Consider the following 17,207-nt stretch of genomic DNA (forward strand, 5'->3'; position numbering starts at 1 on the left):
CTTGGGCTATCTCGTCCTAGGGCTCGTCGCCGGGCTGGCTGCGGTGGAGCGAAAGGGGTTCTTGCAGGCGATGCTCTCGCGGCCGATCGCGCTCGCGCCCGTCGCGGGGTGGGCGCTCGGGGACGCGGCGGGCGGGCTCCTCCTCGCGCCACCGCTCGAGCTGTTCTGGCTCGGCGCGGTGAACCTCGGTGCGGCGCTCCCGGTGCACGAGGCGCTCGGCACCGCCGCGATCACCGGAGGCGCGGTCCTCGCCGGGCGCGCGCTCGGCGCGGGCGTCACCCCGGAGATCGGGATCCTCGCGGTGCTCGTCGCCGCGCCGGTCGCGCTCCTCGGCCGGAAGGCCGACCGGCTCGTCGAGGGCTGGAACGAGCGGATCGCGCTGCACGCCGAGGCCGCCCTCGCGGGCCACCACCTCCGCGAGGCGGTCCGCTGCAACCTCTACGGCCTCGCGGCCCCCTTCGCGATCGCGGCGGTGCTCGCGCCGCTGGCGGCCGCCGTCGCGGCGGTCGTCATTCCGCCGCTCTTGCGCGCCGCGCCGGACGCGGCGGGGCCGCTCCAGGTCGGGTTCTTCGCGTTCGCGGCGTTCGCGTGCGCGTCCGGCGCGAAGGCGCTCCGGGCGCGGGCGGCGCCGCGCTGGTTCTTCGCCGCGGGCGCCGTGGTGGCCGCCGCCGGTCTCGCCGTCGGGAGGCTCCGGTGACCGAGGCCGCGGCAGCGCTCGCGCCCGCGAAGGTCCCCGCCGGCACGCTCGTGCGCGTGTTCTGGCGCTGCCTCTTCCTCCAGGCGAGCTGGAACCGGCGCGGGATGCAGAACCTCGGATTCGCCTACGCGATCGATCCGGCGCTCCGCGCGCTCTACGCCGACCCCATCCGGCGCGAGGAGGCCCTCCGGCGCCACCTCGGCTTCTTCAACTGCCACCCGTACATGGCGGCGGCGATCGTCGGCGGGGCGATCCACCACGAGGAGCGCGTCGCCTCCGGCGCCGAGCCGGAGCGCGGTCCGCTCGCCTACAAGGCGACGCTGCAGGGCCCGCTCGCCGCGCTCGGCGACGGCTTCTTCTGGACCGCGCTCCGCCCGTTCTTCGGCGCGCTCGCGGCGCTCGGGGCGCTCCTCTTCGGCGCGCCGGCGATCGTCGCGGCGCTCGCGGTCTACAACGCGATCCACCTCGCCCTCCGGGTCGGCCTGTTCCGCGCCGGGTACCTCCGGGGCGACCAGCTCGTCGCGACCATCGGCCGCCTCTCCCTGCCCGCCCTGGCGGACCGCCTGCGGGCGGCGGGGGCCGGGCTCTGCGGCGCGTCCGCGGCCGTGTTCCTCCTCCGCGCCGGGGTCGTCTCGGGCCCCGCCGCCGCCGCCCTCGTCGCGATCGCCGCGGCCGCGGGCTACGCCGCGCTCGCGAAGGGCGCAAGGCTCCTCCCCACCGCGTACGTGGCGACGCTCATGGGGTTCGGTGCGGGCCTCCTCCTCGGCCACCTGCACGGGAGCAGCTAGGGATGGCCCGAGTCGAGCGCAACTTCACGATCGTGAATCAGCTCGGGCTGCACGCCCGCGCCGCGGCGCAGCTCGTCCAGACGGCCAATCGCTACCGCTCGGAGATCCACGTCGAGAAGGACGGGATGCAGGTGAACGGGAAGAGCATCATGGGCGTGCTCACCCTCGCCGCCGCCAAGGGGTCGCAGATCACGGTATCCTGCGAGGGCGAGGACGCCGAGACCGCGCTCGCGGCGCTCGCGAAGGTGATCGAGAGCGGCTTCGGGGAGAAATGACGACCGGTTCCGGGACCATCCTCGTCGGCCTCGCCGCGTCGCCCGGCATCGCGATCGGGCGCTGCTGGACCATCGAGCGCCGCAGGGTCCGGACCCCGAAGCGCCGGCTCGGAGCCGAGGAGATCGACAACGAGGTGGGGCGCCTCCGGACCGCGCTCGAGATCTCCGATCTCCAGCTCGAGGACGTGCGCGGGAAGGTCGCGCAGGCGGAGGCGCTCGGCGGCGCCGAGCACACCGCCATCATCGACATGCACCGGATGATGCTAAAGGACGAGATGCTCGTCCAGGAGGCGCAGCGGCTCATCCGGGAGGAGCGGCTCAACGCGGAGTGGGCGGTGAAGCGGGCCCTCCGGAAGATCAAGGGCGCCTTCCACGAGCACGCCGACGAGTACTTCAAGGAGCGGCGGGCCGACATCGACTTCGTGGGCGAGCGCGTCATCAAGAACCTCCTCGGCCAGGCGCCGGACGTCGACGAGGTGCCGCCGGAGGGCGCGATCATCGTCGCGCACGACCTCTCGCCCGCCGACACCGCGCTCCTGCTGCACCAGCGGAAGGTCGCGGCCTTCGTCACGGACGCGGGCGCGAAGACCTCCCACACGGCCATCGTCGCCCGCGCCCTCGAGGTCCCGGCGGTCGTGGGCACCGGCCGGGCCACGTCCTGCGTCGACCGCGGCGACTGGGTGGTGGTGGACGGCGGCCGCGGGGTCGTCGTCATCAACCCGTCGCCGGAGGAGCTCACCGGGTACGAGGCGGCGCGCGCGCGGCGGCTGAAGGAGGAGAAGGAGCTCCTCCGGACCCGCGATCTCCCCGCCCGCACGCTCGACGACGTGCCGATCCGGCTCGCGGGCAACATCGAGTTCGCCGAGGAGGTGCCGAGCCTCCTCGCCCACGGCGGCGAGGCGGTCGGGCTCTACCGGACCGAGTTCCTCTTCATGGCCCGGGGCGACCTGCCCAGCGAGGAGGAGCACTACCAGAACTACCGGCGGATCCTCGAGGGGCTCGCGCCGAGGCCGGTGACCATCCGCACCTTCGACCTCGGCGGGGACAAGCTCCCGGCGGGCATGCGGATCGCGGCCGAGAACCCGGCGCTCGGGCTCCGCGCGATCCGCTACTGCCTCCGCCAGCCGGAGATGTTCAAGGCGCAGCTCCGGGCGCTGCTCCGCGCCTCGGTGCACGGGAACCTCAAGATCATGTTCCCCATGATCTCCGGCGTCGCGGAGCTCCGCGCGGCGCGCCGGGCGCTCGAGGAGGCGCGCGAGGAGCTCCGCGAGCAGCGGGTCCCGATGAAGGACGTGCCGGTCGGGATCATGATCGAGCTGCCCTCGGCCGCGATGATCGCGGACCGCCTCGCCCGCGAGTGCGACTTCTTCAGCATCGGGACGAACGACCTCATCCAGTACACGATCGGGATCGACCGGCAGAACAAGGACGTCGCCTACCTCTACAAGCCGCTGCACCTCGCGGTGCTCCGGACGCTCCGGACGATCTGCGACGCGGCCCGCTCCGCGAACGTCCCGGTCTCGATGTGCGGCGAGATGGCGGGCGAGCCCGTGAACGCGCTGGTCCTGCTCGGGCTCGGCGTCACGGAGCTCTCGATGAACGGCCCGTCGATCCCCGTCGTGAAGCGGATCATCCGGGCCGCGAAGGCGTCCGACGGCCGCGTGCTCCTCGACCGGATCCTCGGGATGACGTTCGCCGACGACATCGAGCGCGAGGTCCGCGAGGAGATGGCGCGCCGGTTCCCGGGGCTCGTCGAGCAGGAGGCGGCGGTCGGCCCGGTGTCGGGCTAGGCCCTCGCCCGGTGGCGGCAGACGGGCGGGAGCGGCTCCTCCTGGATGGCGGGCGGGCGAGCAGGCGCCGCCGCGGGCGCCGCGCCACCCTCCGATCCGGCGGAGGAATCAGCAGGCCGTCCGCGATATTGACACTGTGCGCGCCGCGCGCGTACCTTCGCCGTCCCCCCGAGGAGAACCCCGAACATGCCGATGAGCGACTACCTCTTCACGTCGGAATCCGTGACCGAGGGCCACCCCGACAAGATGGCGGACCAGATCTCGGACGCCGTGCTCGACGCGGTCCTTCGCCAGGATCCGAAGGGCCGGGTGGCGTGCGAGACGCTCCTCAAGACCGGGTACGTGATGATCGCGGGCGAGATCACGACCAAGGCCAAGGTCGACTACCCGAAGCTCGCCCGCGAGGTCGTGAAGCGCATCGGGTACACCGCGGGCGAGATGGGCTTCGACGGGAACACGTGCGGGGTGCTCGTCGCCGTCGATCAGCAGTCGCCCGACATCGGCCAGGGCGTCGACACGGGCGGCGCGGGCGATCAGGGCATGATGTTCGGGTATGCATGCGACGAGACGCCGGAGCTGATGCCGGCGCCCATCCAGTACGCGCACGCCGTCACGCGGCAGCTCGCGAAGGCCCGCCGCGCCGGCCTCGACTTCCTGCGCCCGGACGGCAAGAGCCAGGTCTCCGTCGAGTACCGGGACGGGAAGGTCTCCCGCATCGACACGGTGGTCGTCTCCACCCAGCACGCCGAGGAGGTCTCGAACAAGAAGCTCCACGAGGCCATCAAGGAGCTGGTGATCGCGAAGGCGCTCCCGAAGAAGCTCATCGACAAGAAGACCAAGATCTTCATCAACCCGACCGGCCGGTTCGTCATCGGCGGCCCCATGGGCGACACGGGCGTCACCGGCCGGAAGATCATCGTCGACACCTACGGCGGCATGGGCCGCCACGGCGGCGGCGCCTTCTCCGGGAAGGATCCGTCGAAGGTGGACCGCTCGGCGGCGTACATGGGCCGCCACATCGCGAAGAACGTGGTCGCGGCCGGGCTCGCGAAGCGCTGCGAGGTCCAGGTGGCGTACGCCATCGGCGTGGCGGATCCGGTCTCGGTGATGGTCGAGACCTTCGGCACCGCCGTCGTCCCGGAGGAGAAGATCGCCCGCGCCGTCCGCGAGGTGTTCGGGCTCCAGCCGCGGCAGATCATCGAGGGCCTCGACCTGCTCCGACCGATCTACGAGAAGACCGCCGCGTACGGCCACTTCGGTCGGACCGAGAAGTCGTTCACCTGGGAGCAGACGGACAAGAAGGAGGCCCTCGCGGACGCGGCGGGCCTCGCGAAGGTCCGCGCCGCCGGGTAGGCGTTCGTACCGGCTCCACACGCGAGGGCTCGCCCGGAGACGGGCGGGCCCTTTCGCGTTCCCGGGCTCCGCGCGCTCTCGTGCCGCACCCGCCCGGTGCCGCCCGGGCGGAGCCGCTCCTTTCGTCTCGCACCTCCTAGGTCGTCCGTCCGCGCTTGCGTGCGGGTGTACGTTCGATGCCTGCGCGGGTCGATCGGCGAGGGAGCCGGCGGGCACTCGTCGCCCACCGGATCGCGCGCTGCTCGGGGGGGCGGGGCATGCGACGGACGAATGCGTGGACGGCCGCGCTCGCGGTCCTGCTCGCGGGGGCTCCGGCGTCGAGGGCCACCGGCGGCGATCCCGCCAGCGCTGCGGCCCCGGGCGCTCAGGCCGCGAGCGCTCCAGCCGCGGGCGCGCGCGGCGATCGCGGCCGCGCGCCGGGCGCGGAGCGAGGCCGGACGACCCACGGGACGAAGCCGGCGACCGCGCCCGTGCCCCCGCTGCGCCCGCGCGGCGCGGAGCTGGAAGCGGCCCGCCGGATCGCGGCGGAGGGCCGGAACGAGGACGCGGAGCGGATGCTCGACGCGCTCCTCACGATCGAGCCCGCCCGCCTCGACGTCCTGCTCGAGCGCGCGCAGGTCCGCGCCCACCAGGGCAAGTACGCCGAGGCGCGCGCCGACTTCAACGACGTGCTCGTGGCGAGGCCGGGCGATCTCACCGCCCTCACCGGCCTCGCCTACACCCTCGCCTGGTCCGGCGACCTCGAGACGGCGGAGTGGACCTTCCGGCGCGCGCTGGAGGTGGAGCCCGGCACGCTCGACGCGGCGAAGGGGCTCGCCTACGTCGCGCTCTGGCGCGGCCAGCCCGGCGAGGCGGCCCGGCAATTCGACGTCCTCGCGCGGACGCGGCCCGACAGCGCCGAGCTGCAGGTCGCCTTCGGGCAGGCGCTCTACGCCGAGGGCCACCGGGCCGAGGCGCGCGCCGCCTTCGAGCAGGCCCTCGCGCTCGAGCCCGGGCGCGCCGACGCGCGGGCCGGGCTCGACGCGACGGAGGTCCGGACCCGCGTCGAGGCGACGGTCCTCGGCGGCATCACCACGCGCGCGGACGCCCCGGAGGAGGCGGGCGTCCGTTTCGCGGAGCTCGCCATCGAGCCGGCGGACGGCCTCCGCGTCTGGGCGCAGTACGACGACACGCTGAGCCTCGACAACGCGGACCTCGCGCGCCGCAACGAGCACGTGCCGGCCGCGTACCTGGGTGGCCTGCTGGGCTGGGGCGACCGGAACGTGACGCGGCTCGAGGTGGGCTACCGGGACCTGCCCGGCGGGATCGCGCAAGGACTCCTCCGCGGCGAGCAGGTCGTCGGGGTCGGCCAGCGCTCTGCGGTGCGGCTCGGCGGCTGGGCCGGGCCGCGTGAGGACGGGCTCGTCGAGGCGGGGGCCCACGCCGGCGTTTCGCTCGCGGCCGGGTCCTACGTCCGGATCGAGCCCGCGGCCTACTGGGGCCGGAGCGGTGTCGCGGGCGAGAACGAGGTCCGCGGTGCCCTCTCGATCGTCGCGGAGTCGCGCTCCCACGCGGAGATCGGCGGCGGCGTCGCCGCGGGCCGGGCCTTCGGCGGGACGGTCGAGGGCGACCTCGCGTCCGGCTTCTTCCGCGCCGTCCTCCCGGTGGGCGGGCACGTCCGGGCGCAGCTCCTGCTCACCCACGAGCGGCCCCCGGCCGGATCCGCGGTGACGGTCTACGCGCTCGGACTCACGGTCTCGGCGGGAGGGCCGCGGTGAGGTCGGGTCGCGGGGCGGCGGCGGTGGCCGCCGTGCCGGAGCTCGCGGAGGAGCGGGGCCCGGGCGCGGACGCTGCGCCGCGGACGAGCGACGCCGCGCGCGCCGCCGCCGCGCCGAGCCCGGCGCTGTACGCGTCCATCTTCGCGGCCTGGTCCCTCGCGCTCGCGTGGTTCCACCCGAGGCTCGCCGCGTGCCTCGCCGCGGCGGAGACCCCGCTCGAGTGGTGTGCGCTGGCGTTCTTCGTCGCGTTCACCGAGCTCGCGTGGCTCCACGGGTTCTTCAACGTGGCCGTCGTGCTGTTCGCGATCCGCCATCGCCGCCGCGCCGCGCCGCCGCCGCCGGCGCTCCCCTCGGCCGAGCTGCCCGCCGTCGCCGTGCTCTACACGACCTGCAACGACTTCGTGGAGGCGAGCGCGCGGTCGTGCCTCGAGCAGGACTACCCCCGGTTCACGGTGTACCTCCTCGACGACAGCTCCGACCCGGCGTACCGCGCCCGGGTCGACGCGTTCGCGGCCGGCGCTCCGCGCCGGGTGCGCGTCGTCCGGCGGCGGGACCGGCGCGGCTTCAAGGCGGGGAACCTCAACCATGCCCTCGACGGCGTGGCGCAGGAGCCGGTCTTCGCGCTCGCCGACGCGGACGAGATCCTGCCACCGGACTTCCTCCGGCGCCTCGCGCCGCGGCTGCTCGCGGACCCGTCCTGCGGGTTCGTGCAGGCGAACCACGCCTGCAACCCCGCCGCGCCCGGCGCGCTCGCGAGGTCCCTCGGCGTCGGCATCGGCATCCACTGGCGCTGGTACCAGCCGCTCCGCAACGCTTACGGCTTCGTGATGCTCCTCGGCCACGGCGCGCTCGTGCGCCGGGAGGCGTGGGTCGCGGCGGGCGGCTTCCCGGAGCTCGTGAGCGAGGACCTCGCCTTCGCCCTCCGCGCCCGGGAGCGAGGCTGGCGCGGCCGCTTCGCCGAGGACGTGGTCTGCTACGAGGACTTCCCCGAGACGGTGCGCGCGTTCCGGATCCGGCACATGAAGTGGACGCGCGGCACCTGCGAGCTCCTCTCCCGCGAGATGGGACGGGTGCTCCGGTCGCGCAACATCCCGATCGTCGAGAAGCTCGACGTCCTGTTCCCGACGGTGAACCTGCCGCTCTCGCTGCTGTACTTCCTGTTCGTCATCGACGCCAACGTGGTCCTCACGGCGCTGTTCGGGCAGCGCGCGGCGCTCACGATCGCGCTCGGGGGGACCGAGCTGGTGGTCCCCACGACCGTGCTCGGCGGGCGATTGCAGTCGCTCGCGGGCGCAGACCTCTTCGCGATCACGCTCCTCACCCTGTTCGCCCCGGTGCTCTGCTTCGTCCTCGACCTGTGGCGGAAGCCGCTCACGCTCGTCCGCTTCCTCGGCCAGAGCACGGCGGCGTACGGCACGCTCGGCCCGCTCTCGGCGGTGGGCGTCGTCTGCTACCTCCTGACCGGCCGGGCGGTGTTCCACGTCACCGCCGACCGGGGCGCACCCCGCGCCGGGCTTCGTCCCGCGTCGGTCGCCGCGCGCCTCCGGGCGAGCGCGGCCGCGCTGCTCGCCGGGAGCCATCCCGATCACCTCGCGGTCCAGGCCTTCGAGGTCCTCTGCGGGGTCGGCTTCGCGCTGAGCTGCCTCGCGACCTTCCAGATCTCCTTCCTCGGGCTCGCGCTCGGGTTCCTCCTGCTGCCGGTGCTGCACCACGTCTCGTGGAGCTCGACCTGGGTCCGCGCGCTCGTGTACGTGCCGTTCGTGTTCGTCGTGCTGGGCGTCGCGCTGGGGGGGTTGTCGCTCCTCGGCCTGCAGACCGTCCTGTTCGGGTTCGGGTTTCATTTCTGACGGGGGCTGCGCCCCCGCCCCGCCGGCCGGCCGAGGCGGGTCCGCGGTGGGGAAACGTCGACCGCGTGGATCGGCTACCAAGAAGCCTGCGTCGCAATGACGACGAGCTCCCGGCGCGAGACGCGGATGCGGGCGCGTTCGGGGGAACCCAACCGATCGCGTCGGGCGGTTGACACGTCTCCGGCGCTTTCGCGGATCGCGCGTCGCGCCCACGCGAGGACGCCTCTCCCGCAGCGCTCCGCGCGCGTTGCGCGTCGCGAGCGGCGTCCGAACCCCGGCGCGAGGCGGCTCGCCAATTCTCGCGCCAGTGCTCGAATCCGAGCGTTTCCGGAGGGTGAGAATACGCGTGAGACGATGCCCGCATGAACGCCCGCGACTCCTCGATCCGCCTCTCCGAGCTCCTCCGCCGCGAGCACCACGCGATGGCGGCCTTCCTCGTCGCCCTGGCCGGCTTCGACGCGAAGCGGCTGTGGCTCGAGCTCGGCTACCCGAGCCTCTTCACCTACCTGAACCGGGAGCTCGGGCTGTCGAAGAGCGCGGCCTTCTACCGGAAGACCGCCGCCGAGCTCATCCAGCGCTTCCCCGAGCTGGTCGAGCCGCTCGAGGACGGCAAGCTGTGCCTCTCCACCGTCGGCGAGCTCGCCCAGGTGCTCACGCCGGAGAACCGGGACGGGGTGATCCCCCGGTTCCTCCACCTCTCGAAGCAGGAGGCGCGGGCGGTCGTCGCTGAGCTGAAGCCGGTGGAGCGGCCGCCGCGCCGGGAGGTCGTGACGACTGTTCGCATCGCGGCGCCGCCGCCGGCTCATGACCCCGAACCCGCCGCAGCGCTCGAGCTCGGCGCGCGGGCGACCGCCCGCGTCATTGCGCCCGGTTCGCCGGCAGAACTCGTCGATGCCAAAGTGGCCGCACGGACCGTGAATGCCCCGGTTTCCCGGAGGGAGCCGCCGACCTTCGAGCCGCTCACCGCCGACCTCCGTCGGATGCACCTCACCGTCACGAAGCGGTTCGAGGCGAAGGTTGCCGAGGCACAGAATGCCCTCTCGCATTCACACCCGGGGGCGAGCACCGAGGTGATCCTCGAGGCCGCGCTCGATCTCCTGCTCGACCGGGCCAAGAAGCGGAAGGGCCTGGTCGAGAAGCCGCGGCGCGAGAAGCGGCCGTCGAGACCGGACCACATCCCGGCGGAGGTGAAGCGGGCGGTGTGGGTGCGGGACGGCGGCTGCTGTCGGTGGGCTCTCGAGAACGGCGGCGTCTGCGGCTCGCGCCACCGTCTCCAGTACGACCACATCCAGCCGAAGGCGCTCGGCGGGAAGTCGACGACCGAGAACGTTCGCCTCCTCTGCGCTCGGCACAACTTGCTCGCCGCACGGAAGATCTTCGGCGATGCATGGATGGACAGGTACGCGCCGGCCTCCAAGGCCACCGCGGCGACGGGTCGCCGCGACGGCGGCTCGGCGGGTGCGCGCTCCGAAGTTCCCGCCGCGGCCCTGACCGGGCCGACGTGACCGTCGGGCGCGGCGGAGCGCCTCCCGAAGCCTCCGGCTGGCCGGACCCCATCGCCGCCGTCGCGACGCAGGCTTCTTGGTGGCCGATCCCCGCGGCGACGTCTCGCCCCTGCGGCCACGCCCCGGCCGTCCCCCTCTTCTAGAGCCCCTTCCCCGCTCGCCAACACAGACGAGCGTCCCTGCGGCGACGGTCGCGGTGGTCCGAGATGTGATGAATCGTCAGCTCTACGGGCGGGCGGAGCTGCTCCAGCGGGCGGAGCTATTTGCTCGCGGGGGCTGCGCCCCACCCAGGGTGCCGGGTGTCGGGCCGTTCGTCTCGCCGCCGTTGACGGGTCGCACGGCACGGCATATATCCGTCCATCCGGATAGACGAATGCCTCAAGCCGCTCCCCAGCACCCCGCCCGCTCGCCCGACGCCCTGCTCGGGTGGATGGGCGGCCTCGCGGACCCGACCCGGCTCCGGGCCCTCCGCGTCCTGGAGCGCGGCGAGCTGTCGGTGCTCGAGCTCCGGGAGGTGCTGGCGCTCCCGCAGTCCACCGTGAGCCGCCACCTGAAGGTCCTCTCGGACCTCGGCTGGCTCACCTCGCGGCGCGAGGGCACCCAGGTCTTCTACGGGCTCGCCCCGGAGCTCGACCCGGTGGCGCGGAAGCTCTGGCTCCTCGCCCGTGCAGAGACCGAGGAGTGGCCGGTGGTCCGGCAGGACCAAGGCCGCCTCGAGGCGGTGCGCGCCCGCCGCGACGGCGCCCAGCGGTTCTTCGCCGGCGCCGCCGGCGCATGGGACGAGCTCCGCGCGAAGGTCTACGGCCGCGCGTTCGGGACCGAGGCGCTTCTCGCGCTCCTGCCGCCGGGCTGGACCGTCGCCGATCTCGGCTGCGGCACCGGCGCGCTCGTCGCCGAGCTCGCGCCGCGCGTCCGGAGGGTCGTCGCGGTGGACCAGTCCGCGGCCATGCTCCGCGCGGCCCGGAAGCGCACCGCCAGCCTGCCGAACGTGGAGCTGCACGAGGCCGACCTTGCCGCGCTCCCGCTCGAGACCGGCCGCTGCGACGCCGCGCTCATGACGCTGGTCCTCGCCTACCTCGACGCGCCGCTCCCGGCGCTCCGCGAGGCGGCCCGGATCCTCCGGCCCGGCGGCCGCCTGGTGGTGATCGACGCCGCCCGGCATGACGACGAGGAGCTCCGCCGGCGGATGGGCCAGGCCCGCCCCGGCTTCGAGCCCGCCGCGCTGGCCGCGCTCCTCCGCGAGGCCGGTCTCGTCCAGGTCGCCGCCCGCTCCCTCCCGCCCGAGCCGGGCGCCAAGGGGCCCGGGCTCGTCGTCTGTGCGGGCGAGCGACCCGCGAGGTAGAACCCCCCGACCAAAAGCCGTTCCCGAACAGGAGAGAACCGACGATGGCCGTTTCCGCCGCGAAGAAGAAGCCCGCCGTCCGCGCCGTCCCCCCGCCCGCGCCGCTCGAGTACAAGGTGAAGGACATCGGCCTCGCCGAGTGGGGCCGCAAGGAGATCGAGCTCGCCGAGAAGGAGATGCCCGGCCTCATGGCGGTGCGCCGCGAGTACGCGCGCCAGAAGCCGCTCGCCGGTCAGCGCATCACCGGCTCGCTCCACATGACGATCCAGACCGCGGTCCTCATCGAGACGCTCGCCGACCTCGGCGCCGACGTCCGGTGGGCGAGCTGCAACATCTTCTCGACGCAGGACCACGCCGCGGCGGCGGTGGTCGTGGGGCGCGGCGGCACCGTCGAGCGGCCCGCCGGCGTCCCGGTGTTCGCCTGGAAGGGCGAGACGCTCGAGGAGTACTGGGAGTGCACCGAGCGCGCCCTCGACTTCGGCGACGGCAAGGGCCCGACGCAGATCGTGGACGACGGCGGCGACGCGACGCTCCTCATCCACAAGGGCGTCGAGTTCGAGAAGGCCGGCAAGGTCCCGTCCCCGAAGGCGTCCGACTCCGAGGAGTACGCGGTGGTCCTGAAGCTCCTCGCGAAGGAGCTCAAGGCGAGCCCGGGCCGCTGGACGAAGGTCGCGAAGGACTGCGCCGGCGTCACCGAGGAGACCACCACCGGCGTCCACCGGCTCTACGACATGCAGAAGGCGGGCACGCTCCTCTTCCCCGCCATCAACGTGAACGACTCCGTCACGAAGTCCAAGTTCGACAACCTGTACGGCTGCCGCCACTCGCTCGTCGACGGCCTGAACCGCGCGACGGACGTGATGCTCGCCGGGAAGCTCTGCGTCGTGTGCGGGTACGGCGACGTCGGCAAGGGCTGCGCCCAGGCGCTCCGCGGGCAGGGCGCGCGCGTGGTCGTCACCGAGATCGACCCCATCAACGCGCTCCAGGCCTCGATGGAGGGCTACCAGGTCGTCCGGCTCGAGGACGTCGTCTCGCAGGCGGACGTCTTCGTCACCGCCACCGGGAACCTCGACGTCATCACCGTCGAGCACATGAAGGCGATGAAGGACTGCGCCATCGTCGGGAACATCGGCCACTTCGACAACGAGATCGACATGGCCGGCCTGAAGAAGGTGACGGAGCGGGTGAACATCAAGCCCCAGTACGACGCGTTCGTGTTCGAGGACGGCCACCGCGTCCTCGTCCTCGCCGAGGGGCGCCTCCTGAACCTCGGCTGCGCGACCGGGCACCCGTCGTTCGTGATGTCGAACTCGTTCACGAACCAGACGCTCGCGCAGCTCGAGCTCGCGACGAACCGGGCGAGCTACGAGAAGAAGGTCTACACGCTCCCGAAGCACCTCGACGAGAAGGTGGCGGCGCTGCACCTCGAGCAGATCGGGGCGCGCCTCACGAAGCTCACGAAGAAGCAGGCGGCCTACATCGGCGTGCCCGCGGCCGGCCCGTTCAAGCCGGACCACTACCGGTACTAGGCAGGAAGGGCCGTCAGGCCTGCGGCTTCAGGCCCTCGGGGGACCGGTGGAGACATCGGTGCCCCCGGGGCCTGTGACCGAGCGCCTGGCAGCCCCTCGCGACGATCCCGGCGTCGCTTGGCGTCGCGGCCCGCGAGCGGTAGGTTCCCGGTCCGAAGATGAGCCTCCTCTCCGCAGCCTTCCTCGGCGTCGTGCAGGCGCTGACCGAGTTCCTCCCGGTCAGCTCCACCGCCCACCTCCTCATCGCCGGCGAGCTCCTCGGCCACTCGCTGTCCGACGACCGCTTCCGCGCGTTCTCCACGATCATCCAGATGGGCACCACCATCGCGGTGCTCGTCTACTTCCGGTCCGACTTGTACCGGCTCGCCCAGGCCGCGCTGGGCTCGCTCCGCCGCCGGCGCCCCTTCGAGACGGCCGAGAGCCGGCTCGCCTGGTACATCGTGCTCGGGACGATCCCGGCGGCAGTCCTGGGGAAGCTCCTCGAGCGACGCATCGAGGCGCTCGGAAACCTCGTCATCGCCGGATCCCTCGTCGTCCTCGGGGTGATCCTCCTCGCGGCGGAGCGCCTCGCGCGGCACGTCCGCAGCGTGGACGACGTGACGGCGAAGGACGCGTTCCTCGTCGGCTGCGCCCAGGCGCTCGCGCTGGTTCCGGGCAGCTCGCGCTCCGGCACGACCATCACCGCGGGCATGCTCCTCGACCTCAAGCGCGAGGCCGCGGCCCGGTTCAGCTTCCTCCTCTCCGTCCCCATCACGGTCGGCGCGGGCGGCTACAAGCTGCTCAAGCTCGCGAAGGCGGGGCCGGGGCTCGGCGACGGGTGGGGGCTCGCGACGCTCGTCGGGACGGTGGTCGCCGGCGTCGCGGGGTACCTCGTCATCGACTGGCTCCTCGGGTGGCTCCGGACGCGGACCACGTACCTGTTCGTGGCCTGGCGCATCGTGGCCGGCGTCGCGATCGCGTTCCTGGTCTGGAAGGGCGTCCTCCCCGAGAACGACGACCGTCCTTCGCAGCCGCCTGCGGCGCTGCACGCCTCCGCCGCCCCGTGACCCTCGCCGACCTCGCCGCTGCCCTCGCGACGTTCGAGGCGCGCGAGGCGCCGGTGGATCGGATCCCGCCGGACCACCTCCCGCGGGCCGGGTTCGCGCGCGCGGCGGTTCTGGTCCCGCTCCACGAGCGGGACGGCCAGGTGCACGTGCTGCTCACGCGCCGCCCGGCCGCGATGCGGCGCCACGCCGGGCAGATGAGCTTCCCCGGCGGCCGCCTCGAGCCGGGGGAGGAGACCCTCGCCGCCGCGCTCCGCGAGGCGCACGAGGAGATCGGGCTCGAGCCCTCCCGCGCCGACGTGATGGGCCGCCTCAGCGAGACCCTCGTCCTCCAGTCGGCCTTCCGCTTGACGCCGTGGGTGGCTTCGGTGCCATATCCGTATCCCTACGCGGCGGCGGCGGGGGAGGTTGAGGAGATCCTGCACGTGCCCCTCGCGGCGCTCGCCCGTCCCGGCGCGCACCGGGTCGAGCCGCGCGAGGTCTACGGCCTGAGGCTCGACGTGCACTTCTTCTCGGTCGGCGGGGACGTGATCTGGGGCGCCACGGGGCGCGTCCTCGCCGAGCTGCTCACGCTCTGGAGGAACTCGTGAAGATCTACCCGGTGATCATGGCCGGCGGCTCGGGGACGCGGTTCTGGCCGCTGTCGCGCAAGAGCCGCCCGAAGCAGTTCCTCGCGCTCGCCGGCGACGGGCCGCTCCTCGCCTCGACGATCGGGCGGCTCCCGCCCCTCGCGAAGCCGAAGGAGACCTACGTCGTGTGCGGGCCGCAGCACGCGGCCGCTGCCAGGCGGATGGTGCCTTCGCTGCCGAAGGAGAACTTCATCGTGGAGCCCTGCGCGCGGAACACCGCGCCGTGCGTCGGCCTCGCCGCGCTCCACGTCGCGGCGAAGGACCCGAAGGGCGTCATCGCGATGCTCCCCGCCGATCACCACATCGCGCGGCCCGACGCGTTCCGCGACGCGCTCTCGGCGGCCGCCCAGCTCGCCGAGGCGGGGTCCATCGCCACGATCGGCATCCACCCGTCGCGCCCGGAGACCGGCTACGGCTACCTGAAGCTCGGGCCCCGGCTCGCCGCGCGGGCGAAGGGCAAGGCGCGCTTCCAGGCCCACAAGGTGGAGCGGTTCGTCGAGAAGCCGGACGTGGTGACCGCGGCGCGCTACCTCGCCGACGGGAACTACCTCTGGAACTCGGGCATCTTCGTGTTCCGCGCCGACGTCATCCTCGAGGAGATCGCCCGCGCGATGCCGGTGCTCCGCGAGCAGCTCGAGGTGATCCGCGCCTCGCTCGGCACCCCGGCCTACGCGAAGACGCTGAAGCGCGTCTTCCCCGACTGCCCCTCCATCTCCATCGACTACGGCGTGATGGAGAAGAGCCACCGGATCGCGGTCGTCCCCGCGGAGTTCGGCTGGAGCGACGTGGGCAGCTTCGCCGCCCTCTCGGACGTCCGGGAGCAGGACCACCTCGGCAACGTCGCCGAGGGCGACGCGATGGTGATCGACGGCCGGAACAACGTCGTGCTCGCCACGAAGGCCCGGCCGGTCGCGGTGATCGGCCTCGAGGACGTGATCGTGGTGGACGCGGGCGACGCGATCCTCGTCTGCCGGCGCGACCGCGCGCAGGACGTCCGGAAGGCGGTCGAGGAGCTGGGGCGGCGCGGGCGAGAAGAGCTGCTCTGATCGCGGCCTTCGAGCGCCGGGCCGCCCGGGGTGGGAAGAGCTCCTCCGGGCGCGTCGCGTCGTCACGTCCGTGACGCTCGAGCGCGGCGTCAGGCCGCCGTGGAACCAGCGGCCACGCGCCCGGGGAGGTGTTATACGTCCGCGCGGTCGCCGTCCCGTGGCCGGGCGGTGCCGTTTCGGGCTGCTGCCCCCGTCACGGTGCGGGACGGACATTCGAGACGGAGACCACCCTCATGCCGAAGCTGTCGCCGACCATCTTCCGCGAGTACGACATCCGCGGGCTCGTCGATCGGGACCTCACCGAGGAGGCCGTGAGCCTCGTCGGGAAGGCGCTCGGGACCAGGATCCGGGAGAAGGGCGGCAAGCGCGCGGCCGTCGGCCGAGACTGCCGCCTCTCCGGCCCGAAGTTCGCGAAGGCGATGATCGACGCGCTCGTCTCGACGGGCGTCGACGTGGTGGATCTCGGCGTCGTCCCGACGCCGCTCACGTACTTCGCCGCCCACACGCTCGACGTGGACGGGATCTGCATGATCACCGGGTCCCACAACCCGCCGGAGTACAACGGCCTCAAGGTCGGCCTCGGCTCCGCGACGTTCCACGGCGAGGAGATCCAGGATCTCCGCCGCTTCGCGGAGTCCGGGAAGTTCGCGGTCGGGCAGGGGAAGGTGACGGCGCACGACCTCGTGACGCCCTACCGCGAGTACGTCCGGCAGAACCTCCGCCTCGGGAAGCGGAAGCTCAAGGTCGTCGTCGACGCCGGGAACGGCACCGGCGGCGTGGTCGCGGTCCCGCTCTTCCAGGCGCTCGGCTTCGAGGTGATCCCGCTGTTCCTCGAGATGGACGGGCGCTTCCCGAACCACCACCCGGACCCGACCGTCGAGAAGAACCTGGAGCAGCTCAGGAAGAAGGTCCTCGAGGTGAAGGCCGACGTCGGCATCGCGTACGACGGCGACGCGGACCGGGTCGGCGCCGTCGACGAGAAGGGGAACGTGCTCTGGGGCGACCAGATCATGATCCTCTTCGCTCGCGCGCTCCTCGCCGAGGAGCCCGGCGCCGCCATCGTGGGCGAGGTGAAGTGCTCGTTCACCCTCTACGACGACATCGCGAGGCACGGCGGCCGGCCGATCATGTGGAAGGCCGGGCACAGCCTCATCAAGGCGAAGATGAAGGAGCAGCACGCCCTCCTGGCCGGCGAGATGAGCGGCCACATCTTCTTCGCGCACCGCTGGTTCGGGTTCGACGACGGCATCTACTCCTCGGCGCGGCTCCTCGAGCTCCTCACCCACACCGACCAGCCGATGTCCGCGCTCCTCGCGGACGTGCCGAGGACGTACTCGACGCCGGAGCTGCGCGCCGACTGCCCCGAGGAGAAGAAGTTCGAGGTGGTCCGCCGCGCCCAGGAGTACTTCAAGTCGCGGTACGACGCGGTGACCGTCGACGGCGTCCGGGTCGTGTTCCCCGACGGCTGGGGGCTCGTGCGCGCGTCCAACACCCAGCCGCTCCTCGTGCTCCGGTTCGAGGCGAAGACGCCGGAGCGCCTCGCCGAGATCCAGTCGCTCGTCCGCGGCAAGGTCGACGAGCTGCTCCGCGAAGTGGGGGCCTGATC

The 17,207-nt window shown here is 73.1% G+C and carries 14 protein-coding genes; all 14 read left to right on the plus strand.

The window, feature by feature from the left end; genetic code table 11:
- The first annotated feature begins 1 nt into the window (after position 1).
- Positions 2–697 (plus strand): PTS sugar transporter subunit IIC, encoded by a 696-nt coding sequence (locus tag AMOR_RS13505; protein ID WP_248361902.1) that lies wholly within the window; start codon positions 2–4, stop codon positions 695–697.
- Entirely contained in the window at positions 694–1,485 is a 792-nt protein-coding gene (locus AMOR_RS13510; RefSeq protein ID WP_248361904.1) for a PTS system mannose/fructose/sorbose family transporter subunit IID, read from the plus strand. Before AMOR_RS13505 ends, AMOR_RS13510 begins: the two co-directional genes overlap by 4 nt.
- A gap of 2 nt (positions 1,486–1,487) precedes the next feature.
- A complete protein-coding gene (locus AMOR_RS13515; protein ID WP_248361906.1) occupies positions 1,488–1,760 on the plus strand; it encodes an HPr family phosphocarrier protein in 273 nt (90 codons plus the stop codon).
- The gene (gene ptsP, locus AMOR_RS13520; RefSeq protein WP_248361908.1) at positions 1,757–3,550 is read left to right on the plus strand and encodes a phosphoenolpyruvate--protein phosphotransferase; all 1,794 of its coding nucleotides are present in this window, start codon (positions 1,757–1,759) and stop codon (positions 3,548–3,550) included. Before AMOR_RS13515 ends, ptsP begins: the two co-directional genes overlap by 4 nt.
- Before the next feature lie 186 nt (positions 3,551–3,736).
- Entirely contained in the window at positions 3,737–4,903 is a 1,167-nt protein-coding gene (metK, locus tag AMOR_RS13525; protein WP_248361910.1) for a methionine adenosyltransferase, read from the plus strand.
- Between the two features lie 257 nt (positions 4,904–5,160).
- The gene (locus tag AMOR_RS13530; protein ID WP_248361912.1) at positions 5,161–6,660 is read left to right on the plus strand and encodes a tetratricopeptide repeat protein; all 1,500 of its coding nucleotides are present in this window, start codon (positions 5,161–5,163) and stop codon (positions 6,658–6,660) included.
- The gene (locus tag AMOR_RS13535) at positions 6,657–8,507 is read left to right on the plus strand and encodes a glycosyltransferase (RefSeq protein WP_248361914.1); all 1,851 of its coding nucleotides are present in this window, start codon (positions 6,657–6,659) and stop codon (positions 8,505–8,507) included. The genes AMOR_RS13530 and AMOR_RS13535 overlap by 4 nt, the downstream gene beginning before the upstream one ends.
- Before the next feature lie 362 nt (positions 8,508–8,869).
- Positions 8,870–10,012 (plus strand): HNH endonuclease, encoded by a 1,143-nt coding sequence (locus AMOR_RS13540; protein ID WP_248361916.1) that lies wholly within the window; start codon positions 8,870–8,872, stop codon positions 10,010–10,012.
- A gap of 373 nt (positions 10,013–10,385) precedes the next feature.
- Positions 10,386–11,354, plus strand: a complete 969-nt coding sequence (locus AMOR_RS13545; RefSeq protein ID WP_248361918.1) for an ArsR/SmtB family transcription factor — start codon at positions 10,386–10,388, stop codon at positions 11,352–11,354.
- Between the two features lie 44 nt (positions 11,355–11,398).
- On the plus strand, positions 11,399–12,883 hold the full coding sequence (ahcY, locus tag AMOR_RS13550) for an adenosylhomocysteinase (RefSeq protein ID WP_248361920.1): 1,485 nt from the start codon (positions 11,399–11,401) through the stop codon (positions 12,881–12,883).
- Between the two features lie 158 nt (positions 12,884–13,041).
- Complete coding sequence (gene uppP / locus AMOR_RS13555) at positions 13,042–13,929, plus strand: undecaprenyl-diphosphatase UppP (RefSeq protein ID WP_248361921.1); 888 nt, start codon at positions 13,042–13,044, stop codon at positions 13,927–13,929.
- On the plus strand, positions 13,926–14,516 hold the full coding sequence (locus AMOR_RS13560) for an NUDIX hydrolase (RefSeq protein WP_248361923.1): 591 nt from the start codon (positions 13,926–13,928) through the stop codon (positions 14,514–14,516). The genes uppP and AMOR_RS13560 overlap by 4 nt, the downstream gene beginning before the upstream one ends.
- Positions 14,513–15,601 (plus strand): mannose-1-phosphate guanylyltransferase, encoded by a 1,089-nt coding sequence (locus AMOR_RS13565; RefSeq protein WP_248361925.1) that lies wholly within the window; start codon positions 14,513–14,515, stop codon positions 15,599–15,601. Before AMOR_RS13560 ends, AMOR_RS13565 begins: the two co-directional genes overlap by 4 nt.
- Before the next feature lie 233 nt (positions 15,602–15,834).
- On the plus strand, positions 15,835–17,205 hold the full coding sequence (locus tag AMOR_RS13570; RefSeq protein ID WP_248361927.1) for a phosphomannomutase/phosphoglucomutase: 1,371 nt from the start codon (positions 15,835–15,837) through the stop codon (positions 17,203–17,205).
- Positions 17,206–17,207 lie beyond the last annotated feature (2 nt).

This window comes from Anaeromyxobacter oryzae, from assembly GCF_023169945.1.
GTDB classification, from domain to species: domain Bacteria; phylum Myxococcota; class Myxococcia; order Myxococcales; family Anaeromyxobacteraceae; genus Anaeromyxobacter; species Anaeromyxobacter oryzae.

Coding starts and splice junctions, on each gene's coding strand:
- AMOR_RS13515 (WP_248361906.1), top strand. CDS start 1,488: ATGGCCCGAGTCGAGCGCAACTTCACGATCGTGAATCAGCTCGGGCTG.
- ptsP (WP_248361908.1), top strand. CDS start 1,757: ATGACGACCGGTTCCGGGACCATCCTCGTCGGCCTCGCCGCGTCGCCC.
- metK (WP_248361910.1), top strand. CDS start 3,737: ATGCCGATGAGCGACTACCTCTTCACGTCGGAATCCGTGACCGAGGGC.
- AMOR_RS13530 (WP_248361912.1), top strand. CDS start 5,161: ATGCGACGGACGAATGCGTGGACGGCCGCGCTCGCGGTCCTGCTCGCG.
- AMOR_RS13540 (WP_248361916.1), top strand. CDS start 8,870: ATGAACGCCCGCGACTCCTCGATCCGCCTCTCCGAGCTCCTCCGCCGC.
- AMOR_RS13545 (WP_248361918.1), top strand. CDS start 10,386: ATGCCTCAAGCCGCTCCCCAGCACCCCGCCCGCTCGCCCGACGCCCTG.
- ahcY (WP_248361920.1), top strand. CDS start 11,399: ATGGCCGTTTCCGCCGCGAAGAAGAAGCCCGCCGTCCGCGCCGTCCCC.
- uppP (WP_248361921.1), top strand. CDS start 13,042: ATGAGCCTCCTCTCCGCAGCCTTCCTCGGCGTCGTGCAGGCGCTGACC.
- AMOR_RS13570 (WP_248361927.1), top strand. CDS start 15,835: ATGCCGAAGCTGTCGCCGACCATCTTCCGCGAGTACGACATCCGCGGG.